The following is a 23643-nucleotide window of genomic DNA, read 5'->3' on the forward strand; positions in this document are numbered from 1 at the left end:
TCTTGGTTTTGTTCGTCGGCCGGGAGGTTTGCTAAGCTGGAACACACGTCCGCAGGAAACTGCGGTATTCCTCCGTAGCTCAGTTGGCAGAGCATTCGACTGTTAATCGAAGGGTCGCTGGTTCGAGCCCAGCCGGGGGAGCAGCAAAGGCCTCGTCCATCACGGACGGGGCCTTCGTCGTTGCCCGACATTGCCCTCGGTGCCGTCGACGCGGCTGGGGAATAGGCTCCGCGCACGGCAAGTTCATCTGGCATGAAATCTTTCGGATTCCTCAGTTTCGGTCACTATGACAACGGCGGCGACCTCGACGCCGGGCAGATGCTGCGCGATGCTGTTGAGATCTCAGTGGGCGCCGACGAACTCGGCGTCAACGGCGCCTCCTTCCGGGTCCATCATTTCGCGACCCAGGCAGCCTCGCCCATTCCGCTGCTGTCGACGATTGCCGGGAAGACCAGCAGGATCGAGGTCGGTACCGGAGTCATCGATATGAGGTGTGTAACCTCGCGACTTCGTGGACACTGAATCTCACCCCTTCGGGGACACTCGACCTCAGAGCTTTGTACACACCTACCATCGCTGGCGCGGCTGCCCAACAGCGTCAGGAGAACACCTCCGGCAACACCATCTGACGAGTCTCGAACTCTGCTTCGTACTCAGCGTGCTTTCGTACCCACTGCTTCGTCGGATTCACGATCTGGACTCCCTTGATCGCATACGACGCGACTGTTCTCTTCCGTTCCTTAATCGCGACCATCGGCAGGGGGAACGAGAACACGATCTCACCGGTGACCATGTCCGAGAGAAAGAATGCCTCATCGGTGATCGCCCGATAGAACTGACGACCAGCAAAGGTCATCGGCAGCGACACCTGTAACCCTTGATAGTAGACCTGATGGTTGGCCCGAGTAACCTCGACGACCGACTGTCCCGGTGCCTGCTCGCTGGTGGGGTCGGGGAGAATGTTACCGGTTTTCGATATCGCCAGTCCCACCTGGTCGAGGTTGTTCCGTAAGCGGATGCGTTTGCTCAGATATTCCGCAGCTTTCGCCTCCAACACGGCCATGGGAATCGGATCTGTCGCCGGCGTGTGTTCCAGCAGGTTCCAGGCCGTGGCTGGAGTGGCACCACCGACTGACTGGTGGGGTCGTCGTTTGTTGTAATGGTCGCGGAAGCGACGCAGGAGTGCCCGTACGGCTTCCAGGTTGGCGGGGGTGTTCGCGTCGAGGAACCTGATCAGGGTCTGGTGGGAGCGTTCGTTCTTACCCAGCGTTGTCGGCTTACCCGGCAGCCCGCTGATCGGCATGGCTCCTTTCGACGCGAGGAATGTCTCCACCGCTCCGATCCGTCCTTGTCGCAGCTGATTGAACGCCGAGGAATTATCCGACAGCACTTCCTTTGGCGCACCGTATTCGGCGATCGCAGCAGCAAGCATCTGATGTGCGTCGGCACTGTTCTCGGCTCGGGAATGTGCTGTCGTGCCGACGTCGAAGCGGGTGGCGTCATCGAGGAGCTGATAGATCGTGATGATCGTCCCGGTCGTCAGTGTGTATTCGAAGGCGTCGAGTTGCCACAGGGCCATGGCGGTAGATCTCGAGAAGGGAATGTAAGAGGACTTGGGTCTCTTCTTCGGGGAGGCTTCGACATGGCCGACACTGGCCAAGAGCCGCGCGATCGTTGCCGGCGAGGGAACCTTCCCACCGGGGAAAGTGTCGGCGATAAGGGCTTCGTAGTGGATGGTTCTGGGTCCGTAGTCCCAGCCGTCGAATTTGAGCTGTTTGCGGATGCGGACGAGCTCGTTGACCACGTCGGGACCGTATCGGCGGGCCGGTTGCTTCGGTGCTCGGGATCGCGGGTGTAAAGCTGCTTTCGACTCATGTTGGGACCGGGTGCGGATCTTGTAGAACACACTGCGGGAAATCTTAAGTGACCGGCAGAACTCAGTTACGGAAAGGGCTCCGGGCTGGGTCGGGTCGTAGTTGATGATGTCCGCGCGCACCCGCGGTGTCAGAGAATTCGTCATGACACGAATATCACCGACTGCCGCATCGAGTGTGTTCACAATGTCATGAGACATGGTGTCTCCGATGTCATGAGATCGTGTGTCCACGATGTGTTGAGACAGGACATCATCGATATGAGGTACAAGTACCCTGCTGGCCCTGACCGTACGGCTCCCAACACCAATGATGGTCATGGAGTCGATGAGCCCCAGGCGAATCGCGACGTGAGCATCGACGTGCGGGTCACGAAGGCGGAGCGCGAAGCGGTTCGGCGACGTGCTCGCAGGCTCGGCGTGCAGCCGAGCAAATGGGTACGCACGGTCATTCTCGACGCCCTGGACTCCCGCCGGGACGTCTAGAGGTCGCGGCGGCCTCCACGCCGTCGCCGGAGCTGGGTCAGGCGGTCGAGCAGGTGCGCCGAATCGGGATCAACCTGAACCAGGCGGTGCGTCGCGGTGGTGCCCTCGACGACGATCTGCTGCGCGAGGTCATGGAATCGATGGATGCCGTGCGGGCACAGCTCGGGGATCGGACGGCGCTATGAGTACGGTCAACGTGAAGCCATCGCGGTCCGCCAGCGACTCGGTCGGGTACGCGCTGTACGGCAACGACAAGGACAAGCGCACAGAGCACGTCCAGACCGGCACCGATCGTGCCGCAGCGATGTCGTGCTCGGTGGAGTCGCCGTGGGCCTTCGTCGCCCGCGCAGAGGCTCTGGCGAGGGCCCACGGGCGGAAGAACGAGCTGTACTCGTACACGCAGAATTTCTCGCCGGACGAGTTCGGCAAGAACGACCGGGGGCACGTGCAGCGGGTCAATGAGCTGGGCGTGAAGCTCGCGGAGCGGATGCACTCGGCCGATCACCTCGTGGTGACCCACGCCGACTCGGCCGGCGGGCACCTGCACAACCACTTCTACGTCATCAACCACGACAGCCTCACCGGGAAGTCGCTGCAGCGGAACACGTCGTGGAAGAACGGCCTGCGCCGGGCCAACGACGAACTGATGCAAGACGAGGGGTGCCAGGTCCTCCCGTCGCCGGAGCAAGCAAAGCCGGACTGGTCGCAGCGCCGGGAGGACTTCGCGTCAGGCGGATTCGAGCGCATCCTCGGGGACAAGGTCGCCGCCTCGCTGCGGGACAAGCGGTCAGTGGACCGGGCGGGATTCACCGAGGTACTCGACGAGCATGGCGTCGCCCTCGCAGAGACCCAGCGTGACGGCTGGACGTACAAGATGCGCCGGGCCGACAACGGCAAGCTCGGCCGGAAGAAAGCATCCGGGCTGACGCCCGAGTTCACCGCCGAGGGCGCACAGCAAATCTTCGAGTTCCACGAGAACAACCGACCGAAGGAGCAGAGCAATGAGCATTCTCGACGAGATGAGGAACGAGCAGCAGGAGACCGAACCGAGCTCGACGGCGTCGAATCTGTCGGAGCCTGCGAACGCCGACGTCATCGCAGCGGTCAACAGGCAGACGAAGGCCGTGAACGGACTGAAGTCGTATCTGCGGATCGCGATCGAGGAAACCGTCAAGGAGGAGCTGAAGGGCCTGCCGTCGACCTTGCAGCCGTCCGTCAACAAGTCGCCGCAGATCGAGAGCACGCTCAGAGAGTTCGGGGAGAGTCTCGACGGGAAGCAGCTGCAGAGCGCCTCGCAGAGCTTGATCGCCGAAGCGCAAATGAATCGAGCAGTTACGGCCTCGGCGACTGAGAAGCTCCAGTCCCTGGCCGAGGACAACCAGAAGCTCGTGAGCCAGGTCGGCGGTGCCGTGCAGCGGATCGAGAAGCGCACCGAGGAGCGGGTCGAGAAGGCGGTCGAGCAGGTCGCCGGGGAGGCCTCGGCCACGATGACGGCGAACATCGACGCGTCGAACGAGCGCGCCGAGCGGATCATCGCCGCCACGGCGACGCTGGGGGCCCGTCAGCTATGGTCGGTCGCCGCGGCGATGCGCCTCGCCCTCCTGCCGGTGGTCGTGGTCGTCGCCGGGCTCTGGATGGGCATCGCCGGGCTCATTACGGGCGCTCAGTGGGCGGTGGACGTGGACGGGAGCGTGTGGCTCGGGATCGGGCGCTGGCTCGTGGTCGGCGCTGGCCTCGCCGGGGCCGGTTACGCCCTCTTCGCGTCCGTGCGTTGGGTCGCCGGCTTGGTGGAGACGTGGAAGGGCCGCGGGATGCCGACGTGGCCGAGCTGGCGCAAGAGGTGACCGCGATTCCCGAGGGCAAGCGCGCGGAGCGCGTGCGGCAGCCCCCTGCATCTGAACGATTGGTCAGCGTGCACTGTATAGTTCAGTGCATGCTGACTATTGCTTCGCGCCTCGACGTCATGAACCGGCTTGGCCGGGCCATGGCCGACCCGACGCGCTCCAAGATCCTGATGTCCCTGCTCGAGGGCCCGAGCCACCCTGCCGTGCTGTCGCGCGAGCTGGGGCTGACGCGCTCGAACGTGTCCAACCACCTGACGTGCCTGCGCGACTGCGGGATCGTGGTCGCCGAGCCCGAGGGCCGCCAGACCCGCTACGAGATCGCCGACCCGCACCTGGCCGGGGCGCTGACGGCGCTGGTGGACGTCACGCTCGCGGTGGACGAGAGCGCGCCGTGCATCGACCCGCACTGCTCGGTGCCCGGCTGCTGCGCCGCGACCGGTTCAGGGGACGCCTCGTGAGCGCCGCCTGCGGCTGCGACGAGCCGACCACCAGTGCCGCCGAAGAGGCCGAGGAGGCCGAGCGCCCGTGGTGGCGCGATCCGGGACTGGTGGTGCCGATCCTCTCCGGCGTCGCGTTCGGCACCGGCCTGGTGCTGGAGTGGTCGGGGCTGCACGTCGCGGCGCTGGTCGCGTTCTGGGCGGGCCTGCTGCTGGGCGCGTACACGTTCGTGCCCGGCGCTCTGCGGAACCTGTTCGTCAAGCGGAAGCTGGGGATCGCGCTGCTGATGACGATCAGCGCCGTCGGCGCAGTGCTCCTCGGCTACGCCGAGGAGGCCGCCGCACTGGCGTTCCTCTACTCGATCGCCGAGGCCCTGGAGGACAAGGCAATGGACCGCGCCCGCGGGGGCCTGCGCGCGCTGCTGAAGCTTGTGCCGGAGACCGCGACCGTGCTGCGCGACGATGCCTCGGTCGAAGTCCCGGCCAAGGAGATCGCCGTCGGCGACGTGCTGCTGGTCCGCCCCGGCGAGCGGGTCGCGACCGACGGGACTGTCCGGTCCGGTCGCTCCAGCTTAGACACCTCGGCGATCACCGGCGAGTCGATCCCGGTCGAGGTCGCCCCCGATGGCGCAGTGTCGGCGGGCGCAATCAACACCGCCGGGGTCCTGGAGGTCGAGGCGACCGCGGCGGGCACCGACAACTCGCTGACCACCATCGTGGAGCTGGTCGAGCAGGCCCAGACCGAGAAGGGCGAACGCGCGCGCATCGCCGACCGGATCGCCCGTCCGCTGGTGCCCGGCGTGATGGTCCTCGCCGTCCTGGTCGGCGTGCTCGGCTCGCTGCTCGGCGACCCGGAGACCTGGATCACCCGCGCCCTGGTCGTGCTCGTCGCGGCCAGCCCGTGCGCGCTGGCGATCGCGGTGCCCGTCACGGTGGTGTCCGCGATCGGGGCTGCGACGAAGTTCGGCGTCGTCATCAAGAGCGGTGCCGCCTTCGAACGCCTCGGCGGCATCCGCCACCTCGCCGTGGACAAGACCGGCACCCTGACCCGCAACCGGCCCGAGGTCACCGCCGTCGTCGCCGCCGACTGCTTCGACGACGCGCAGGTGCTCGCCTGGGCCGCGGCGGTGGAGCAGCACTCGACGCACCCTCTCGCCGCCGCCATCGCCGCCGCGGGCCAGGGAGCCCCCGCCGCGCAAGAGGTGACGGAGGAGGCCGGCCACGGCATCGGCGGCACCGTCGACGGCCTCCGGGTGAGCGTGGGCAGCCCCCGCTGGATCGACGCCGGACCGCTCAAGGCCCGGGTCGAGGACCTGGAGGCCGAGGGCCAGACCTGCGTGCTCGTCACCGTCGACGGCCGCCTGGCCGGGGCGATCGGGGTCCGCGACGAGCTGCGCCCCGAGGTCCCCGACGTCGTGCGCACGCTGAAGAGCCAGGGCGTCGAGGTGAGCATGCTCACCGGAGACAACGCCCGCACCGCCCACGCCCTGGCGCAGATCGCCGGGATCGGCGACGTGCACGCCGAGCTGCGGCCGGAGGGCAAGGCCCGCATCGTGGCCCAGCTCTCCGAGCAGTCACCCACCGCGATGATCGGCGACGGCATCAACGACGCCCCCGCCCTGGCCGGGGCGACAGTGGGCATCGCGATGGGCGCGACCGGCTCCGACGCCGCGATAGAGTCCGCCGACGTCGCCTTCACCGGACACGACCTCGGCCTGATCCCGCAGGCGCTGCGGCACGCCCGCCGCGGCCGGGCGATCATGAACCAGAACATCGTGTTGTCCCTGGCGATCATCACCGTGCTGCTGCCGCTGGCCATCACCGGCGTGCTCGGCCTGGCCGCAGTCGTGCTCGTCCACGAGGTCGCCGAGGTCGTGGACATCGCCAACGGGCTGCGCGCCGCGCGTGCCCGCAAGAGCCAAGCGGCGGCCGCGTCGCCTGAGACGGCGTCACCGGCCGCGGTCCGCGCGGACAGAGCCTGAGAGGAGTGGATCATGGAGATCACGTTGCAGTACTTCGACGGGTGCCCGAACTGGGAGGTGCTCGACCGGCGGCTCACCGAGGCCCTCGACGGCCGATCGGACGTCCGCGTCGTGCATCAGCGAGTCGAGACTGCCGAGGACGCCGCCCGCCTCGGGTTCCACGGGTCCCCGACCGTCCTCATTGACGGTTCCGACCCCTTCGCCGACGAGCACACGCCGGTGGGGCTCGCCTGTCGAGTGTTCCGCACTCCTGCCGGGCTGGCTGGTTCGCCCACCGTCGATCAGCTGCGCGAAGTACTTGATGCGCCCCTATGAGGGTGGAGCACCGCCGGGTTGCGCGATCATCGCACCGACGCTCAGCGCAGGAAGAGCCGCCTTCATCGAAAACCAGCCAGGATTGCCGTCAGCGTTCTGCTGTAAAGCGCGCCGACGCTGACAACGGGTGCTACAACCCGGGCATGCGCTAACGGAACCAGCCGGCGCGGAAGACGGGAGCCCGGCCTGAGGTAGCGGCGTGGGCCCACTGTGCGATGGCCGCGCCAGTCTTTTCCGGAGACAGACCGGATCCGTCGATGATCGTCATGGCCCACCTGTCGGACACGTCTGCGCCGATCCACCGATCCCACTGCATTCGGTCCCATGAGTCGTTCGTGACCGCCTCGGTGACGTGCGTCGGGTCGACCGCGTGTCGACGCATCCACGCCGCGAACGCGAGGTGGAGGTGCCGCATCTCGGGCGGGTCTCGACGCGCATCGAGCCGAGCGTTCTGCTCGGCCTCTGACAGGTCGAGGAGGCAGACAGCGATATCGACCCTGTCGGCGGAGGGAACTGCGAGAGCTTCTCCCGCAGGGATTGGATCGCCCGCGAGGAGAACGTGCCGGTCGTCTGCGTCCAGCTCGATCGCATGCTGGGCGATTCGTTCCACTGTCTTCTGTCGCCATGCCACGGTAGGAGTGGCTGGGACGGGACCGAAGCTCCCCAGCTCGACCGGTTCGAACTGCGGGCGGAGCAGCGGAGCGGCGTTCATTCGGGCCGTGGTCTTACCCACTCCGGATGCGCCAGAAACTATAAGCAGCATAGACAAACCATTGTTTCATGTCGTGGACTGACATGGCACCGTATATTCGGCCGAGCAGCGTCGCTGTACGTCGGCATCGTCGGTCGCGAGCGTATCAATGATTTCAAGCTCCGCACTGTCGGCCGCTCGAGCATCGGCGACGACGTTGCGCGTACGCTCCGTGCCTACAGGTCAACGTCTCGCCTGCCAACGTCACAACCGCGAGATGCGCTATGAGAACCCGCTTCACCTCGCCGAGGAGGCCGCCGCCCTCGACCTGCTCTCCGACCAGCGAGTGGCGTTGGGCATCAGTCGCGGATCTCCGGAGCCGGCCCTGCGCGGATGGGAAGCCTTCGGCTACGAGGATCACACCGAACCCAAAGCCGCGAACTTGGCCAGGGAGAAGTTCGATCGGTTCCTCCGCGCCATCCGCGGCGAGGAACTTGCCCCGGCCGATCCGCAGCAGTTCGGTCCGGGGAAGCGTCTGCGCATCGAACCGCATTCCCCTGGCCTTGAACGCCGCATCTGGTGGGGTGCTGGATCTGCCTCCACCGCCGAATGGGCGGCACAGCAGGGTGTGAACCTGATGAGTTCGACTCTGCTCACCGAGGCGACCGGTGCCGCATTCGGGGACCTGCAGGCCGAGCAGATCGCCAGGTACCGTCAGGCATGGACCGCCGCGGGGCACGAATGGACTCCGAGAGTGTCCGTCAGCCGCAGCATCTTCCCGATCACCACCGATCTCGACGACCTCTATTTCGGTCGGCGTGGGACCGGCCAGGGTGATCAGATCGGCATCATCGACGACACGCGCTCGACGTTCGGCCGTACCTACGCAAGTGAACCGGACAAGCTGATCGAGGAGCTCCAGTCCGATGCGGCCATCCAAGCCGCCGACACCCTCATGCTCACGATCCCCAGCCAGCTCGGCGTCGACTACAACCTGCACCTCCTCGAGTCCTTCGCAGAGAATGTCGCACCGGCTCTCGGATGGGTGCCTGCCGGTGCGCACTGAAGGGTACCGTCGTAGGACCATCTCCGAACGTATGATGAGACCAATCGGAGATGAATCACCATAAGGGACATTTCACCATCAGGGGAGACTGAGTGAGCGAGCGCACGACGATGACGCAGACGCAGAAGCGCATCCTCATCATCGGCCTCGTCCCCCTCTTCATGTCCCTGCTGTCGGTCTCGAGCATCAATGTCGTCCTGCCCTCCATCGCCGCCGGCATCGATGCCTCCACCTCGGCCCTGCAATGGGTGCTCACCGGGTATGCGCTGTCCTTCGGCGTCGTCCTCGTCGCTGCCGGACGGGCCGGCGATGTCTTCGGGCGCGGCCAGCTGTTCGTCATCGGCGTCGGTCTCTTCGGGCTGTCCTCGCTGGTCGCAGGAAGCGCCCCGGATCCGCTGACGCTCAATATCTCCCGCGTGACCATGGGGCTGGGCTCGGGGTTCCTCAACCCGCAGGTCGTGGGCCTGCTGCAGCAGTATTTCCAGGGTCCGCCGCGCGGTCGTGCCTTCGGGCTGATGGGCACCACCGTGGGCCTGTCGGTGGCCATCGGCCCGGTGCTCGGCGGCGCCCTCATCGCACTGTTCGGCAGCGAACTCGGGTGGAGGGCGACCTTCCTGGTCAATGTGCCCTTCGCGATCGCCTCTCTCGTCCTCGCCCGGGTCTGGCTGCCTGCCGGAGCATGGCGACCTGCCGTCGATGAGGACGCGAAGAGCGTCGAAGGCGGCAGGGATCTCGACCCCGTGGGAGTCATCCTCCTCGGTGTCGGCGTCCTGCTCATCCTCCTGCCCTTCGTCGAATCATCGCTGGGCTGGTTCATCTGGCTGTCCCTGCCGGCAGGAATCGGCGTGATCTGGCTGTGGGCATGGTGGGAACGTCGCTATGCGCGTCAGGGTCGCCCTCCGATGGTCGACCTCGATCTCTTCCGCATCCGCAGCTTCAGCAACGGGGCGATCATCATCGCCCTCTACTTCCTCGGCGTGACCAGCGTCTGGGTCCTCGTCGCCATCTACATGCAGCAGGGGCTGGGGCATACGGCCCTGGCTGCGGGAATGATCGGTCTGCCGGCCGCGCTGTGTTCGGCGGTCTCGGCGGATGTGTCCGGACGGTACGTCTTCCAGATCGGGCGCCGCCTCGTCGTCTGGGGGATCGCGCTGTGCCTCCTCGGTCTCCTGGCCACCATCGGGGTCGTCGCGCTGCTGTCCCGTGGCATCGGCAGCGAATGGTGGATGCTGCTCACCCTGGCTTTCATCGGCACCGCTCAGGGCATGGTCATCAGCCCCAATCAGACTCTGACTCTGCAGGAGGTTCCCCTGCGATACGCCGGATCCTCCGGGGGTGTGCTGCAGACAGGGCAGCGCATCGGCACCTCGATGGGGCTGGCGATCATGACCGCTCTGGCCTTCTCGATCACTGCGGTGAGCAATTGGCATTGGGCAATGATGGGAGCGTTCGTCGCGATCGCCGTCATCGTCATCCTCGCCGGAGTCGTCGGCCTTATCGAAGTTCGCCGAGGCGGCCCCCGCCGAGCGTGAGGAACCGTTCGCGGCACACCCGGTCGGTACGGCCAGCATCAGCTGTCAGCGCAATAATGTTACGGATTTTAGACAATCCGCTGTGTCCGAATGTGGAAGACTGTGAACGCACATCAGCCCATGGAAGGAAACACAGTGGTCGAGGCCGCACCCGAAGACGAGCTAGCGCTCGAAGAGCTCGTGCGCTCGGGCGGGATCGAAACCTATTTCGCCCCCGTCGTCGATGTATTGACTTTCCAACGGGTCGGCCATCAGATTCTGCAGGCCCCCACGGGTGATCCTGAACTGGGACGTGCCGAATCGGAGAACCTGCGCCACGCCATGCGCGCCTCGACGATCACCGGTGATATCGACGCCTCCCTGCGGGATTCGGCGCTGCGCACGGCCGAAGGCGCAGGACTGCCGAAGTCCAACCGCCTGTTCCTCCACGCCGAAGCCGAATCCTTCGCCACCCTCGAGGACCGTGCCGGGGAACCCGACCGGTCGGTGATCCTCCAGCTCGACGCCAACCGCGTTGCCTCGTCCCCGGCCTCGGTGCTGCGTTCGGTGCGCTCGGCACGCGCCATGGGATGGGGCGTGGGCATGTCATCGGTCGGTGCCGACCTGCGCAGCACCTCCTTCGTCCCGCTGGTCAATCCCTCCGTCGTCGGACTCCACCCGGACGTCCTGCGCATCGCCTGCGACTCCCATCTGGCTGAACTCAACCGCCTCCTCCACGCCCATCTCGAACGCACCGGCGCGGTCATCCTCGCCGACGGCGTCGAGACCGAAGACGATCTCGACCGGGTGCGTGCCCTGGGGGCACGATTCATGTCGGGGCGCTATTTCGGTGAGGCCACGAAACAGCCGCAGCCGTTCTCCGAACCGAACGAGGACGCTCTCGTCTCCCACTACTCACGCAACCTTCCGGCATTGGGCACACCGTATTCGATCTCTCAGGGGCTCCGGCGTGAGCCGCTGGTGATGAACCGCGAGCTCCTCGTCGCCCAGATCGCCGCCCTGGAAGAGCGCGCTCTGGCGTCGGGAACTGCGACCATCACTCTCGGCGTGTTCGGGGAGGACGCCGAGTTCTCCGAGGCGACACGGCTGCGGTACGAGAAGATCCGTGACACCGTGGGGCTGACCGCGATGTTCTCCGGCGGGTTCGACGGTCCACCGATTCCCGGAGTGCGCACCGGGCTCGTCGATGCGTCAGATCCCATTCGCAACGAACACGGTGTCGTGGTCGTCGGACCGGACTGGTCGGGCATGGTTGCGGCGTCGAAACGCAGTGATCCGGGCAGCGACGGGCAGACCGTCTTCGATGTCTACATCACGACCGACCGGTACACATGCGTCGACGCCGCACGCAGCGTTCTCACTCGCGTCGCACCTCTCACTGCAACGGCGAGGCTGCGGGCCTGAGCAGCGCGAGTCCGGGTGTCCCGGCTTTGCAGAACGCACGTGTGATCCGAATGGGGAGGCGGACTCCGATGGTGCTAATGTTGTCTCGGCTGGCCCCCGTAGCTCAGCTGGTTAGAGCAGGGAACTCATAATTCCTTGGCCGTCGGTTCAAGTCCGACCGGGGGCACCATGCAGGACTCGACAGTCGTCTAAGCACTGGGGTCGAACCCTCAGTTGTCATCGCGCTCAGGACCTATCCTCTTCGTGCTCTTGCTGGTCCCCCAGGCCTTGATTCGGGTCGAAGACTGTCCCGGACAGGGGAGCGTAGGCGATCCAACTTCCGCCGGGATTGTTCCTCCTGCGCTCTTCGGCCTCGCGCTTTTCGGCCTCATCCTCGTCGAACAGCCGTGTGAAGGCTGCTTCCGCCTTCGGGTTCTCGGCGGAATGCTCCGACCGCATATGCACAGTCTCCGCGCTGACCTCATATGAAGAGAACTCCACGACGAACTGCGGGCCGACTTCGGCAGCGACAAATCGGGCGAGCCGGACGCCTTCCTCGGCGTACGTGCGTTCAGCTGTCGCCGTCACCCATTCGAAATCGGAATCGAGCGAGTCATAGTAGGACTGTTCCCATGCCTCCAGCTCCGCGACCAGCCACTCGGACAGTCCCGTGTCCTCGTAGTCGATCGGCATACTGACCCACAGCACCGTATCTGCATAGTCGGGGAACATGCGGATGGTCCGGAGCGATGCATCCTCGGCACTGTGAACGTCGGTCATGTTCCCACCGTAACGCCGATTGTCGGCCACCTGCAGACACCCGACGCCACCAGCACATTTGATGCTTGGCTATGGGTCGGACATCGACTATCATGTGGTCAGCACCTCCTTTCGGATCGTAGGGGAAGACGTATCCGAGGTAGGAGGCAGAAATGGATATGACACAGGGCGTACTCTTCGTCCACTCAGCACCTCGTGCGCTGTGCCCTCACATCGAATGGGCAGCGGGCGGGGCAATCGGCGCACAGGCACGCTTCGACTGGACTCCCCAGCCGGCAGCGCCCGGTCTCGTGCGCGCAGAAGTCTGCTGGCGCGCGCCCGCAGGCTCGGGAGCCCGTATCGCATCCGCACTGCGCGGCTGGGACTCGCTCCGGTACGAAGTCACCGAGGAGCCCTCGGCCGGAGTCGACGGCGGTCGGTGGAGCCACACACCCGATCTGGGAATCTACCACGCTGTCACCGACACGGCCGGAAACATCCTCGTCCCTGAAGACCGCATCCGCTCCGTGATGGAACGCGCGGCAGGCGATCCCGCGAAGTTCTCCTCGGAGATGGCGATCGCCCTCGGCGAAGCGTGGGACGAAGAACTCGACGCATTCCGCCACGCAGGAGAGGGCGCACCGGTGCGCTGGCTGACCAAGGTCGGCTGAGCCTCTCTTCACCGCGCCGGGACTGCCGGCACACGCGCTGATTCCGTTCGCCTGATTCTGTCGCTCGATTCTGCTCAATGGGCACACCCTCCTACCTCGGGTGTGCCCATTTCGCAAGCCCTCGTGCCTGCGCGCCTTATGCAGGAGGCTCTGCACAGACCACCTTCCTGGTTGCCTTAAGCAGATTGCTCCGCACAAACCACCTTCCCAAGTACAGGCCGCGATCTGCGCCCTAATGGAAACGGCCCACTCTGAGTCGGAAAGCACAGTTTCAAAACCGTGCTCTCCGACTCAGAGTGGGCCGTAGCGCTGTCTGAGTTCGCGCAGAACCTCAGACGGAGCGGAATGCGACGACGGCGTTGTGACCGCCGAAGCCGAACGAGTTCGTGATCGCCGCGATATCGCCGGAAGGCAGATCCGCAGGAGTGTCACGGACGATGTTGATCCCCTTGACCTTCGGGTCGACCTCATCGATGTTGATGGTCGGGGGAGCGGTGCGAGTCTGCAGCGCCTTGACAGTGAGGATCGCCTCGACGGCACCGGTACCGCCGAGCAGGTGGCCGGTCATCGACTTCGTGGCCGAGACGAGGGCGTCGGGGACGTTGTCGCCGAGGAGTTCGCTGATGGCCAGCGATTCGGGGATGTCTCCGACCGGGGTCGACGTGGCGTGTGCGTTGACATGCTTGATCTCGGAAGCGGTCAGCCCACCGGCGTCAAGCGCCTGCTGCATGGCGGCCAGGGCGTGCTTGCCCTCGGGCTCTCCGCCGGTGATGTGATAGGCATCGTTCGAGATTCCCCAGCTGGCCACCTCGGCGTAGATCTTCGCACCACGAGCCTTCGCATGCTCCTCGGTCTCGAGGATGAGCGTGCCCGCACCTTCGCCCATGACGAATCCGTCACGGTCGACGTCGTAGGGACGCGAAGCGGTCTCGGGAGAATCGGTGCGACGTGACAGCGCCTGCATCGAATTGAAGGAGGCGAGCGTGATCGGATGGATTGCGGCTTCGGAACCACCGGCGATGATGATGTCGGCCTTGCCCGAAGCGAGGACGTCATAGGCGTGACCGAGGCTCTCGGTCGATGAGGCGCAGGCGGAGACCAGCGTCTGCACTCCGGCGCGAGCCTTGAACTCCATCCCGATGGCGGCCGCGGGGCCGTTGGGCATGAGCATGGGCACGGTCAGGGGCATGACCCGACGCGGGCCCTCCTCCTGCAGAGTGTCCCAGGCGTCGAGCAGAGTCCACACTCCGCCGATCCCGGTCGCCCAGGAGACGGCGGTGCGTTCCGGGTCGGTCTCCTCGAGGCCGGCGTCAGCCATGGCTTCACGAGCAGAGATGAGGGCGAACTGGCTCGACGGATCGAGGCGTTTGGCCTGGACCCTTTTGAGATTGTCGGGCACGACCTGTGGGTCGACCTGCGCGGCGAAGTCCACGGCGAGGCCGTACTTCTCCGACCAATCGTTGTCCATTGTGTGGACGCCGGACTGACCGGCCAGAATGGCTTCCCAAGTGGCATCGACAGTCGCGCCCAAGGGGGTTACCGCACCGATTCCGGTGACGACAACTTTAGATGTCATGGTACAAACCTCGTCGATAGTGTGGACACGGCCCGTCTGTGGACGGGCCGTGTTCGGCTGCTGTGTCTCAGGCTTCCTGAGCCTTGTTGATGTAGTCGACAGCGTCCTGAACGGTGACGAGATCCTTGACGTCGTCATCCGGGATCTTCACGCCGAACTTCTTCTCAGCGTTGACGACGATGGTCATCATCGAGATGGAGTCGATGTCGAGGTCATCGGTGAACGACTTGTCGGCTTCGACTGCTTCGACAGCCAGGCCGGTCTCTTCGTTGACGATCTCTGCCAGCCCAGCGAGGACTTCAGCTTCGGTGAATGCCATTTCTTTCCTACTTTCTGATTTCGGTCGAGGGTTTGTCGACCGTGTGAGGAACTTTTCGACGAGTGTCCCGCCGAATATCTTAGGACATTCACGGAGAGTTTTCCGTGAATGGGTGTGTCTCAGGGCAGGCGCACGACCTGAGCACCGTAGACGAGTCCGGCGCCGAAGCCCATCTGCAGGGCGAGACCGCCGCTGAGCTCGGGCTGTTCGCGCAGGAGCCGCTCGGTGGCCAGCGGGATCGACGCCGCTGAGGTGTTCCCGTTGTCGGCGATATCACGTGCGATCACGACGGACTCGGGAAGCTTCAGCTGCTTGGCGAGTTCATCGATGATGCGCATATTCGCCTGGTGCGGGATGAAGGCAGCGAGATCCTCGGCTTCGATCCCGGAAGCGGCGAGAGCCTCCTTGGCCACCTCGGCGCCGTCCCACACGGCCCAGCGGAAGACTGTCGGCCCGTCCTGACGCAGGGTCGGGAAGGGCAGTTCGCGGTCGTCGCGGATGTCGTAGAGGGAATCCGTCATCCGGATGGTCGACCAGTTCTCGCCCTTCGAGCCCCACACCGTCTTCGAGATGCCGGGTTCGTCGGAGGAGGACACGACGACTGCACCGGCGCCATCGCCGAGGATGAACGAGATTGAGCGGTCTTCGGGGTCGATGACCTCGGAGAGCTTCTCGGCTCCGATGACGAGGACATTGTCGAGTGTGCCTGCCCGCACCAGAGCGTCGGCCTGGGAGATGCCGTAGCAGTAGCCGGCGCAGGCAGCGCTGATGTCCCACGCCGGGATCGGCCCGGTGCCCAAGCGCGCGGTCAGTGCCGCGGCCGCTGAGGGCGTGAAGTACTCGAAGGTGACCGTGGAGATGATGATCGCCCCGATCTCCTCGGGCTTGAGTCCGGCGGAGGCGATGGCCTCGAGCGCGGCCTCCTCGGACATGTCGAGGACGCCGACATCCTTGCTGGCACGACGGCGGGTGACGATGCCGGTGCGCTGACGGATCCATTCGTCGGACGAGTTGATGGGGCCGGCGATATCGTCATTGCTGACGAGGTTCTCCGCGCGGTAGGCACCGATTCCGGCAATGCGGGAGAAGGTGCCGAGTTCGGCAGTCTTGAGTGTAGGCATGGCGTCTTCTTTCGATTCTCAGGCGTGGGCTGCCGCGAACTCACGCGCGCCGTCGAGGTCGGCGGCCGATTTGATTGCGAAGGTCTCGACGCCCTTCATGGCGCGTCGAGCGATTCCGGTCAGGGTGCCACCGGGGACGAGTTCGATCATTCCGGTGACTCCGGAGTTCAGCAGCGTCTCCTGGCACAGATCCCAGCGCACGGGGTGCGTGACCTGCCTGACCAGACGGTCGACGTACTCGCGCCCGGTTTCGACGGCAGTTCCGTCGGAGTTGCTGAGGATCGATGCAGCGGGATCGGAGACCTCCATCGCCGAGGCGGCGGCAGCGAGTTCTGCGGTGGCGGCAGCCATGAACTCGGTATGGAAGGCACCGGCCACGGCCAGCGGAATGACTCGAGCGCGCTCGGGCGGATTCTCTGCCAGTGCCTCGAGCGCTTCGAGAGATCCGGCGGCCACGGTCTGACCTCCGCCGTTGACATTGGCGGGGCTCGCCCCGGCGGCCTCGATCGCGGCGAGGACGTCGTCGGGCTGGCCGCCGACCACCGCGGACATCCCGGTCGGAGTGGCGGCGGCAGCTGCGGCCATTCCATCGGCACGAACCTTGACGAAGCGCATGGCATCGGCAGCGGAGAAGATGCCGGCGATCTGCGCGGCGGCGATCTCTCCCACGGAGTGTCCGGCGACGACGGCAGGACTGACACCGAGCTCGGCAGCGCAGGCGATGGCGGAAGCGACGAGCAGAGGCTGTGCCACCGCGGTGTCCTTGATCGTCTCGTCATCGGATTCGGTTCCGTGCAGACGCAGGTCGATCCCCGAGGCGGTCGAGAGTTCGTCGATCTGTGCCGAGAAGGCGTCGAGTTCGAGGAACGAACTCAGGAAACCGGTCTTCTGGGCTCCCTGGCCCGGACAGGTGATTGCAAGCACTCAGTTCTCTTTTCGTTGGGTTCCGTTGATCAATCTAATGGACTCGGGGCAGAGATCACTGCGATTTGTTGCTGGTCGACAATACGCCGTCCTCGGACAGTCGCCCATACACCAAGGCGATGTGGATGACGAAGGCATCACGTGAAGTCGTCGGGTCGAGTCCGATGGCGTCGGTGATCTTGCGCAGCCGGTAGCGCACGGTGTTCGGGTGCACTGACAGTGCCTTGGCCGTGGCCTCGAGTGATGACCCGAATTCGACATAGGCGCTCACGGTCTTCAGCAGCTGTCCGGTGCCCGAGGTCAGCGGTTCGTAATAGCGTTCGATGAGTTCGTTCAAGGCCATCCGGTCCCCGGACAGTGCACGTTCGGGCAGAAGGTCATCGGCTTTGACGGGGCGTGGGGAATCCGGGCGGGCGGTCGCGGCTTTGAGTGCCCGGATCGCCGCCTTCGCCGAGGTGGCAGCCTCGGCGAGGCCCGGCACTGCGGGCCCGACGATGACCTCGGAGGGTCCGAAGCAGTCAGAGAGGTCCTCGACGGCATCGTCGAGTTCTGTGACTCCGCCCAGGACGATGAGCAGCCGGTTGTCGTGGATGCCGACGAGGGCATCATCGGCCCACCGACTGGCCTTGCGGCGGATGCCGTCCAGTCCCTTCTTCGCCGAGCGCTGCGGGGCGCGGCCGACGATGACGCACACGGGTCCTTCGGACTGCCAGCCGAAGGCCGCGGTGCGGCTGGCGAGCTCATCGACGGAGTCTCCGCGGACGAGAGCGTCGACGACCATCGCTTCGAGGCGGGCATCCCAGCTGCCGCGAGCCTCGGCGGCACGGGCATAGACGTCGGCGGCGGCGAACGCGATCTCACGGGAATAGACGAGCACGGCTTCGCGCAGGGCCGGCTGTTCGACCGGGCGAGCGATGTCCGGGACGCGCTCCTCGACGACCTCGACGACGATCTTGAGCAGCTGCAGGGTCTGCTGCAGGCTGATGGCACGGATGAGATCGCGTGGTGCTGTCTTGAAGATGTCGGAGACCACGCGCAGGTTCGTGTCGGGTTTGCGGTACCAGTCGACGAACGAGGAGATGCCGGACTGGGCCAGCAGGCCCACCCAGGAACGGTCGGACGACGACATCGAGCGGTACCAGGGCAGCTGCGCCTCCAGTCGCTGCAGAGTCACCGATGACAGGACACCCACTCCGGCACGCAGCCTGCGGGCGGTTTCGGCGCGACGGCGCAGGGTCTCGGCATCAGACATCATGAGCACGAGTTTAGACGAATAAGAACAACCGGGTTGTCAGCGACATACAAACTTTCGAAGAAGGAGACAAATATGGCCGGAGTCTTGGAGACTCCGGCCATATCAGCTTTCAGGTGACGGGGGAGATCAGGCGCCAGCCCCCTCTGTCGAACCCGAGCTGCCGGCACGGACATCGTGGAGCTGGTACTTCTCAGCCGCCTCGGCGGCCTTGTCGATCGAGATCTTTCCGGTGTCGGCCAGCGAGATGAGCGCCTGCGTGACCACGGACGGGCCGTCGACGAGGTAGTAGCGACGTGCCGCGGGACGGGTGTCCGAGATTCCGTATCCGTCGGTGCCCAGCGAGGTGAAGTGGCTGGGCACGTACTGACGGATCTGGTCGGGAACCGCGCGCATATAGTCCGAGGTGGCGATGACCGGGCCTTCGGTCTCGGCCATCTTTTCGGTCACGTACGGGATGCGCGGTTCGGACTGCGGGTTCTTCAGACGCTCGTTCTCGGCGTCGAGTCCGTCGCGGCGCAGCTCCGTCCACGAGGTGACCGACCACACATCGGCCGAGACGCCCCAGTCCTGATCGAGCAGCTCCTGCGCCTCGAGCACCCACGGCACACCGACGCCGGAGGCCATGAGCTGAACCTTCGGTCCGCCGTTGTCGGGTCCCTTCTTCAGCAGGTAGAGGCCCTTGAGCACGCCGTCGACGTCGAGGTCCTCCGGTTCAGCCGGCTGGACCATCGGCTCGTTGTACATCGTGATGTAGTAGAGCACGTCGGGGTCGCGCTCGTCGGCGGGATCGTACATCCGGTGGATGCCGTCCTTGACGATATGGGCGATCTCGTAGCTGTAGGCCGGGTCGTAGGAGACCACGGACGGGTACGTCGAGGCGAGCACATGGGAGTGCCCGTCGCCGTGCTGCAGGCCTTCTGCCACGAGGGTGGTGCGTCCCGCGGTGGCACCGAGGACGAAGCCGCGGGCCATCTGGTCACCGGCGGCCCAGAAGAAGTCACCGGTGCGCTGGAAGCCGAACATCGAGTAGAAGATGTAGAACGGGATCATCGGCTCGCCGTGCGTGGCGTACGAGGTGCCGACGGCGGTCAGCGCCGCGGTCGCTCCGGCTTCGTTGATGCCGACGTGGAGCAGCTGACCGTCCGTGGCCTCCTTGTAGGCGAGGAACAGGTCGCGGTCGACGGAGATGTAGTTCTGCCCGTGCGGGTTGTAGATCTTGGCCGTCGGGAAGAACGAGTCCATGCCGAAGGTGCGAGCCTCGTCAGGGATGATCGGGACGATGCGGTGACCGAATTCCTTCTCCCGCATGAGATCCTTGAGCACACGCACGAAGCCCATCGTGGTGGCGATCTCCTGCTTGCCGGAACCGCGGCGACCGGCCTGGTAGGCCTTGTCGGAGGGCAGCTTGAGATCGATACGGGTCGAGCGCCGCTCGGGCGAGTAGCCGCCGAGTTCTGTACGACGCTCCTGCATGTACTTGATCTCGGGAGCGTCGGCTCCCGGGTGGTAGTACGGGGGCAGCTTCGGGTTGTCCTCGAGCTCTTTGTCCGAGATCGGGATCTGGAAGTGGTCACGGGCGAGCTTGAGATCGTCGACCGTGAGCTTCTTCATCTGGTGTGTGGCGTTGCGGGCCTCGAAGTGAGGTCCGAGCGAGTAGCCCTTGACCGTCTTGACGAGGATGACGGTGGGCTGGCCGGTGTGCTCCATCGCGGCTTTGTAGGCGGCGAAGACCTTGCGGTAGTCGTGGCCGCCGCGCTTGAGGTTCCAGATCTGCTCATCGCTGTAGTCCTCGACCATCGCCTTCGTCCGCGGGTCCCGGCCGAAGAAGTTGTCGCGCACGAACCCGCCGGACTCACCCTTGTAGGTCTGGTAGTCGCCGTCGGGGGTGGCGTTCATCAGGTTGACGAGGGCACCGTCGCGGTCCTTGGCCAGCAGTGCGTCCCATTCGCGTCCCCAGACGACCTTGATGACGTTCCAGCCGGCACCGCGGAAGTACGACTCGAGCTCCTGCATGATCTTGCCGTTGCCGCGGACGGGTCCGTCGAGGCGCTGCAGGTTGCAGTTGATGACGAAGTTGAGGTTGTCGAGCTCTTCGAAGGCGGCGACGTGCAGCATGCCGCGGCTCTCGGGCTCGTCGAGCTCGCCGTCGCCGAGGAAGGCCCAGGTCTGCTGCTGCGACGTGTCCTTGATCCCGCGGTTGTGCAGGTACTTGTCGAACTGTGCCTGCGCGATCGCGTTCATCGGTCCCAGCCCCATCGACACCGTCGGGTGCTCCCAGAAGTCCGGCAGCTGGTGCGGGTGCGGGTAGGACGGCAGCCCCTGCGGCTTGCCGTCGATGAAGTGCGACTGCTGCTGACGGAACCCGTCTAGCTGCTCGGCGCTCATCCGGCCTTCGAGGTAGGCGCGGGCGTACATGCCGGGGGAGGCGTGCCCCTGGTAGAAGATGTGGTCGCCGCCGCCGGGATGGTCCTTGCCCCGGAAGAAGTGGTTGAGGCCGACCTCGTAGAGGGTCGCCGACGAGGCGTAGGTGGAGATGTGTCCGCCGACCTCGACGCCGGGGCGCTGGGCGCGGTGGACGAGCATGGCGGCATTCCAGCGGTTCCAGCGACGGTAGCGGCGCTCGACCTCTTCATCACCGGGGAACCAGGGTTCGTTCTCCGGGCCGATGGTATTGACGTAGTCGGTGGCGGTGAGGCTGGGCACGCCGATCTGCTTCTGGCGCGAGCGCTCGAGCATGCGCAGCATGACATAGCGAGCTCGCGTCCGACCGCCCTCGTCGATGAGGCCGTCGAGGGAGGCCAGCCATTCGGCGGTCTCCTCCGGGTCGATGTCGGGCACCTGGCTGGGCAGCCCGTTGAGGATGGGTCCGCCCTGATTCCGATTGTCCACGATGTGGTCCTCTCTTCAGCTCCACGATCTTCTTTGGTGTAGAGATCATGTCCATCGGATGGTGTGTGCTCCGCAGGTTGTCCGAGCCCAGGGGCCACCCAATACATCTGTCAGCCTAGTACTCCGAGCCGAACTTCGCGCTCCCGCGATGTTGTGATCTCTCTGACGCATCTGCCCGCCCGGCAGACATGGTCACCGTCCGGTGTGCTGATTGAGTGCTGTTTGGGTGCGCTTGCCGCGCGCGGGCGCGCCGATATTTGCACCTTGACCACTGTTGGCGGAAGAATACAGGCATGAGCAACTCCGCTTCTGAAAGGACATCCTCCACTTCGACCCTCGCAAACGAGCTGGGCCACAACCTCGGTTTGAACAAGGGCGACTACGTGCAAGAGGTCGGCTATGACGACGACGTCGATCAGGCGCTCTGCGAGGCGATCGAGAACATCATCGGAGACAAGATCGCCGATGGCGAAGAGGATGACGTCTACGACGTGATCCTCATGTGGTGGCGGTCGGACGACGATGATCTCATCGACGGCCTCGTCGACGCCCAGACCACATTGAAGGAGGGCGGAGTCGTGTGGCTGCTCAGCCCGAAGGCGAACCGTCCGGGACACATCAGCCCCGCCGAGATCTCCGAAGCGGCGCCCACCGCCGGAATGCACGTGACTTCCACGGTCAGTGCCGCCGATGACTGGGCCGGATTCCGGCTCGTGGGCAAGAAGAACTATTCATGATCCTGAGGCCCGGTGATCGGGCCCCGGATCTCACCCTCCCCGATCACCTCGGATCGGTCGTCACCCTCACCGAGGCGGACCCGCGTTCCGCGGTCGTGCTTGCATTCGTTCCGTTCGCCTTCTCTCCGATCTGCGGAGACGAACTCGCCGCCCTCGACCGGTGGCAGGACAGGATGCGGCAGGACTCCCTCGCCGTTGACGTCGTCGTCGTGTCTGCGGACTCCAAATACACTTTGGCGGCGTGGGCCCGTCAGGCTGCAACCGACGTCACCTTGGCCTCGGATTTCTGGCCTCATGGTGATGCGGCGCGTGCGTTCGGCGTCTTCGATGAGTTCCACGGAGTCGCCGAACGAGGAGTCTTCGTCATCTCACCTGCGGGTACGATCGTCAGTGGCAGGCAAGTTGCCCGCACCGAGACTCGGGACTTCTCCGAGGATTTCGCCGCGGCGCTTTCCAGCCTGTGAGAATCGCGCCACCACCGAAGTGCCGATCGACGGCACTTTCGGCGACTGCTGAAAAGGACACCTTATGGCCACGCTGTTCACGAAGATCATCAACGGAGAGATCCCCGGCACGTTCGTCCATCAGGATGACACGTGCGTCGCACTCCTCGACGTCGCTCCGATGACGGAAGGTCACGTCATGGTCGTTCCGCGGGAGGAGATCTCCCACTGGATCGACGCCGATGGGGAACTTCTCTCTCACCTCACCGCGGTGGCGAAGAGGATCGGCGAAGCCCAGAAGCAGGCTTTCGACTGCGAGCGCATCGGTCTTCTCATCGTCGGCTACGAAGTGCCCCACCTGCACATCCACGTCCTGCCGACGAATTCGATGGATGACTTCGACATCTCCGACCGCGCCCCGATGCAGACTCCGGAGCAGCTGGAGGCACCCGCCGAGAAGATCCGGCAGGCACTCTCCGAGCTGCCCTGAGTCGACGAGAGCCGACTCCGTGGGTGTCAGAGGCCGCGAGTCACGAGGTAGCGCTCGAGTGCGTCCCTGACGAGTTGGGCTCCGCCGGTGCCGCCGTAGTTCGCTGCGAACCGGGGGTCGTCGACGTACATCTGCCCGAGGCCGCGCACATACCCTGCGAGGTCTCCGTCGGGATCGTTCGCGGGTGTGCCCGGAACTGCGCGCAGCCATTCGACATGACGTCGAGCGAGGTCCTGGCAGCGGTCCGATTCGGGCCCGGCCCCCGCCTCGGCGGCGGCGATCCAATCCTCGGACAGAGCCGAGACGCGGGCCTTCCACTCCTGCTGCTCCTCCGGGGACTTACGGGACCACCATTCGTCTCCCCGTCGATAGGCATCGGCACCCCAGCGCCTGGTCACTTCCTCCTTGTATTCGCGATGGTCGAAGCCATCGAACATCTCTTCAGCCATGAGCGGCTCACCTGCTTTCAGTCGGGTGATGGTGACGGTGACGGCGGCGAGCTGTCGGTCGAGCCGGTCTCTCTCGCGTCCGAGTGAGACCAGATGCTGCGACAGCGCCTCGACCGGATCGTCTCTCCGGTCGAGGACCTCGGCGATCGTCGTCAACGGCAGACCCAGCTCCTTGAGCAGCAAGATGCGCTGGAGACGCACCAGAGCCGCTTCGTCGTAGCAGCGATAGCCATTGGCGGCGATGGAGGTCGGCGGCAGCAGACCGATGTTGTCATAGTGACGCAGGGTTCGGCTCGTCGTTCCCGTCAGCCGTGCGATTTCCTGAATGGACCAGTCCATGTCTGACAGCCTAGAAGTTGACGCAACGTCAAGGTCAAGAGCCGATTGAGACGTTCGCGGAG

General features: G+C 65.1%; 25 protein-coding genes and 2 tRNA genes. 17 read left to right on the plus strand and 10 right to left on the minus strand.

Annotated elements, in window-relative coordinates; genetic code table 11:
* Positions 1-68: 68 nt before the first annotated feature.
* Together HF684_RS08820 and HF684_RS08825 are read left to right on the plus strand one after the other, a co-directional pair.
* A tRNA-Asn gene (locus HF684_RS08820) sits at positions 69-141 on the plus strand.
* 111 nt (positions 142-252) lie between these two features.
* Positions 253-522: an LLM class flavin-dependent oxidoreductase gene (locus tag HF684_RS08825; RefSeq protein ID WP_169252183.1), complete on the plus strand. Its 270-nt coding sequence runs from the start codon at positions 253-255 to the stop codon at positions 520-522.
* Between the two features lie 76 nt (positions 523-598).
* On the opposite strand, the gene HF684_RS08830 is transcribed toward HF684_RS08825, so the two are convergent.
* Positions 599-2020, minus strand: a complete 1422-nt coding sequence (locus tag HF684_RS08830) for an integrase core domain-containing protein (RefSeq protein WP_169253845.1) — start codon at positions 2018-2020, stop codon at positions 599-601.
* A gap of 204 nt (positions 2021-2224) precedes the next feature.
* Between HF684_RS08830 and HF684_RS18930 the strand changes: the two genes are divergently transcribed.
* From HF684_RS18930 to HF684_RS08860, 7 genes are all read left to right on the plus strand, one after another.
* Positions 2225-2359 (plus strand): hypothetical protein, encoded by a 135-nt coding sequence (locus tag HF684_RS18930; RefSeq protein WP_282433928.1) that lies wholly within the window; start codon positions 2225-2227, stop codon positions 2357-2359.
* A 53-nt stretch (positions 2360-2412) separates the two neighbouring features.
* The gene (locus tag HF684_RS18935) at positions 2413-2544 is read left to right on the plus strand and encodes a hypothetical protein (RefSeq protein WP_282433929.1); all 132 of its coding nucleotides are present in this window, start codon (positions 2413-2415) and stop codon (positions 2542-2544) included.
* Complete coding sequence (locus HF684_RS08840) at positions 2541-3710, plus strand: relaxase/mobilization nuclease domain-containing protein (RefSeq protein WP_169252184.1); 1170 nt, start codon at positions 2541-2543, stop codon at positions 3708-3710. The genes HF684_RS18935 and HF684_RS08840 overlap by 4 nt, the downstream gene beginning before the upstream one ends.
* Positions 3661-4203: a hypothetical protein gene (locus HF684_RS08845; RefSeq protein ID WP_211168098.1), complete on the plus strand. Its 543-nt coding sequence runs from the start codon at positions 3661-3663 to the stop codon at positions 4201-4203. The genes HF684_RS08840 and HF684_RS08845 overlap by 50 nt, the downstream gene beginning before the upstream one ends.
* Before the next feature lie 89 nt (positions 4204-4292).
* Positions 4293-4661 (plus strand): metalloregulator ArsR/SmtB family transcription factor, encoded by a 369-nt coding sequence (locus tag HF684_RS08850; protein WP_169253847.1) that lies wholly within the window; start codon positions 4293-4295, stop codon positions 4659-4661.
* Complete coding sequence (locus HF684_RS08855; protein WP_169252185.1) at positions 4658-6622, plus strand: cation-translocating P-type ATPase; 1965 nt, start codon at positions 4658-4660, stop codon at positions 6620-6622. Before HF684_RS08850 ends, HF684_RS08855 begins: the two co-directional genes overlap by 4 nt.
* A gap of 12 nt (positions 6623-6634) precedes the next feature.
* Positions 6635-6937, plus strand: coding sequence for a hypothetical protein (locus tag HF684_RS08860; RefSeq protein WP_007321360.1), 303 nt, complete (start codon positions 6635-6637; stop codon positions 6935-6937).
* A 148-nt stretch (positions 6938-7085) separates the two neighbouring features.
* Here HF684_RS08860 and HF684_RS08865 read toward each other — a convergent pair whose 3' ends face one another.
* A complete protein-coding gene (locus HF684_RS08865) occupies positions 7086-7547 on the minus strand; it encodes a hypothetical protein (protein ID WP_169252186.1) in 462 nt (153 codons plus the stop codon).
* A 358-nt stretch (positions 7548-7905) separates the two neighbouring features.
* On the opposite strand from HF684_RS08865, the gene HF684_RS08870 reads away from it, so the two are divergent.
* From HF684_RS08870 to HF684_RS08885, 4 genes are all read left to right on the plus strand, one after another.
* Positions 7906-8694, plus strand: a complete 789-nt coding sequence (locus HF684_RS08870; RefSeq protein ID WP_169252187.1) for an LLM class flavin-dependent oxidoreductase — start codon at positions 7906-7908, stop codon at positions 8692-8694.
* A 92-nt stretch (positions 8695-8786) separates the two neighbouring features.
* A complete protein-coding gene (locus HF684_RS08875) occupies positions 8787-10226 on the plus strand; it encodes an MFS transporter (protein WP_248279185.1) in 1440 nt (479 codons plus the stop codon).
* 120 nt (positions 10227-10346) lie between these two features.
* The gene (locus HF684_RS08880) at positions 10347-11630 is read left to right on the plus strand and encodes an EAL domain-containing protein (RefSeq protein ID WP_169252188.1); all 1284 of its coding nucleotides are present in this window, start codon (positions 10347-10349) and stop codon (positions 11628-11630) included.
* A gap of 92 nt (positions 11631-11722) precedes the next feature.
* Positions 11723-11799, plus strand: a tRNA-Ile gene (locus HF684_RS08885).
* Between the two features lie 56 nt (positions 11800-11855).
* On the opposite strand, the gene HF684_RS08890 is transcribed toward HF684_RS08885, so the two are convergent.
* The gene (locus HF684_RS08890; RefSeq protein WP_169252189.1) at positions 11856-12389 is read right to left on the minus strand and encodes a hypothetical protein; all 534 of its coding nucleotides are present in this window, start codon (positions 12387-12389) and stop codon (positions 11856-11858) included.
* Between the two features lie 158 nt (positions 12390-12547).
* Here HF684_RS08890 and HF684_RS08895 point away from each other — a divergent pair, with 158 nt between their 5' ends.
* On the plus strand, positions 12548-13039 hold the full coding sequence (locus tag HF684_RS08895) for a DUF3145 domain-containing protein (protein WP_039211244.1): 492 nt from the start codon (positions 12548-12550) through the stop codon (positions 13037-13039).
* Positions 13040-13370: 331 nt separating this feature from the next.
* Here HF684_RS08895 and HF684_RS08900 read toward each other — a convergent pair whose 3' ends face one another.
* The 6 genes from HF684_RS08900 to aceE all read right to left on the minus strand — a co-directional run bounded on the left by HF684_RS08900 (position 13371) and on the right by aceE (position 21123).
* Positions 13371-14615 carry a beta-ketoacyl-[acyl-carrier-protein] synthase family protein gene (locus HF684_RS08900; protein ID WP_169252190.1) on the minus strand — a complete coding sequence of 415 codons (1245 nt, stop codon included), beginning with the start codon at positions 14613-14615 and terminating at the stop codon, positions 13371-13373.
* A 67-nt stretch (positions 14616-14682) separates the two neighbouring features.
* Positions 14683-14934 carry an acyl carrier protein gene (locus HF684_RS08905; RefSeq protein ID WP_025776743.1) on the minus strand — a complete coding sequence of 84 codons (252 nt, stop codon included), beginning with the start codon at positions 14932-14934 and terminating at the stop codon, positions 14683-14685.
* Between the two features lie 119 nt (positions 14935-15053).
* Positions 15054-16055 carry a beta-ketoacyl-ACP synthase III gene (locus HF684_RS08910; RefSeq protein ID WP_169252191.1) on the minus strand — a complete coding sequence of 334 codons (1002 nt, stop codon included), beginning with the start codon at positions 16053-16055 and terminating at the stop codon, positions 15054-15056.
* An 18-nt stretch (positions 16056-16073) separates the two neighbouring features.
* A complete protein-coding gene (locus tag HF684_RS08915; RefSeq protein ID WP_169252192.1) occupies positions 16074-16979 on the minus strand; it encodes an ACP S-malonyltransferase in 906 nt (301 codons plus the stop codon).
* Between the two features lie 55 nt (positions 16980-17034).
* Positions 17035-18234, minus strand: a complete 1200-nt coding sequence (locus HF684_RS08920) for a helix-turn-helix domain-containing protein (protein ID WP_169252193.1) — start codon at positions 18232-18234, stop codon at positions 17035-17037.
* Positions 18235-18360: 126 nt separating this feature from the next.
* On the minus strand, positions 18361-21123 hold the full coding sequence (aceE, locus tag HF684_RS08925; RefSeq protein WP_169252194.1) for a pyruvate dehydrogenase (acetyl-transferring), homodimeric type: 2763 nt from the start codon (positions 21121-21123) through the stop codon (positions 18361-18363).
* A 293-nt stretch (positions 21124-21416) separates the two neighbouring features.
* Between aceE and HF684_RS08930 the strand changes: the two genes are divergently transcribed.
* The 3 genes from HF684_RS08930 (at position 21417) to HF684_RS08940 (ending at position 22793) form a co-directional block, all read left to right on the plus strand.
* Positions 21417-21860 carry a DUF3052 domain-containing protein gene (locus HF684_RS08930; protein WP_169252195.1) on the plus strand — a complete coding sequence of 148 codons (444 nt, stop codon included), beginning with the start codon at positions 21417-21419 and terminating at the stop codon, positions 21858-21860.
* A complete protein-coding gene (locus HF684_RS08935) occupies positions 21857-22324 on the plus strand; it encodes a redoxin domain-containing protein (RefSeq protein ID WP_169252196.1) in 468 nt (155 codons plus the stop codon). Before HF684_RS08930 ends, HF684_RS08935 begins: the two co-directional genes overlap by 4 nt.
* A gap of 64 nt (positions 22325-22388) precedes the next feature.
* Positions 22389-22793 carry an HIT family protein gene (locus HF684_RS08940; RefSeq protein WP_169252197.1) on the plus strand — a complete coding sequence of 135 codons (405 nt, stop codon included), beginning with the start codon at positions 22389-22391 and terminating at the stop codon, positions 22791-22793.
* A 26-nt stretch (positions 22794-22819) separates the two neighbouring features.
* Here HF684_RS08940 and HF684_RS08945 read toward each other — a convergent pair whose 3' ends face one another.
* The gene (locus HF684_RS08945) at positions 22820-23581 is read right to left on the minus strand and encodes a MerR family transcriptional regulator (RefSeq protein WP_169252198.1); all 762 of its coding nucleotides are present in this window, start codon (positions 23579-23581) and stop codon (positions 22820-22822) included.
* Between the last annotated feature and the right edge of the window lie 62 nt (positions 23582-23643).

Source organism: Brevibacterium sp. 'Marine' (assembly GCF_012844365.1).
Lineage (GTDB): Bacteria > Actinomycetota > Actinomycetes > Actinomycetales > Brevibacteriaceae > Brevibacterium.